The sequence below is a fragment of the Paenibacillus sp. 01T422 genome (assembly GCF_056398785.1).
Genome location: NZ_JBFTQB010001462.1, coordinates 1 through 774, shown reverse-complemented (window position 1 = coordinate 774; position 774 = coordinate 1). Strand labels below are relative to the sequence as shown.

Genomic DNA, 774 nt, shown 5'->3' with positions numbered 1-774 from the left:
GCTTAGGAGCGTAGCCGATTAAGCCTTGAAGCACATTTTCGGTGTTCATAATTTGGTTTTGGAATTTGTCCACCGATAATTTGGGCAAATTCGCATGGCTATAAGAATGATTGCCAATGACGTGACCTTCACGAACAATTCGTCTAATGATATCAGGGTGGGTACTAGCCTGTGAGCCAAGCACGAAAAAGGTTGCTTTGACCTGATTAGCCTTAAGAGCGTCAAGCACCTTAGGTGTAAACCGTGTGTCAGGCCCATCATCGAAGGTTAGCGCGACCTTCTTCTCCTGACTAGACCCGCGCAGCTTAAAGGTGTCCGGGTATTTGACTACGAGCTGCGAAAGCGTAAGTTTTTTCTGGGAAATTCGAACTTGGCCTGAATTTTTTTGAACGGGAACCGAGGGCTTCTTAGAGCTAGATCCTTCGGGATGCGCGGCTTTCTTTGGGTTGGTTCTGGGCGACGGACTGGGTGTAACAGCCGTTGGTGCAGATTTAGGTGGTACGGTAGTTAAGGGTGTTGTTGTCGGTGTTGGTGTTAATGCTTCAATGTTCCTTGGGCTCGGCAAAGGTTCAAAATCAAATACACTGTTATTGAGGCTGGACTTTATAGTTGCTTCTTGCTCATCGACATGTGCGTTTTGCGCTGAGCGCTGATCAGGATATGGCTTGCTTTTTGGCACACCGCATCCAGCAGCTAGCAGGCAAACGATGGCAGCGGAGCACATCCATTTGGTGGTCATGGCAATCCCTCCGAGCATTGTGATATGCTCTAGCT

1 protein-coding gene is annotated in these 774 nt (G+C 48.3%); it reads right to left on the bottom strand.

What is annotated here, in order from left to right; genetic code table 11:
* The coding region (locus AC1DUA_RS39515) for a polysaccharide deacetylase family protein (protein ID WP_477504870.1) at window positions 1-739 on the bottom strand (739 nt) is incomplete at its 3' end.
* Between the last annotated feature and the right edge of the window lie 35 nt (window positions 740-774).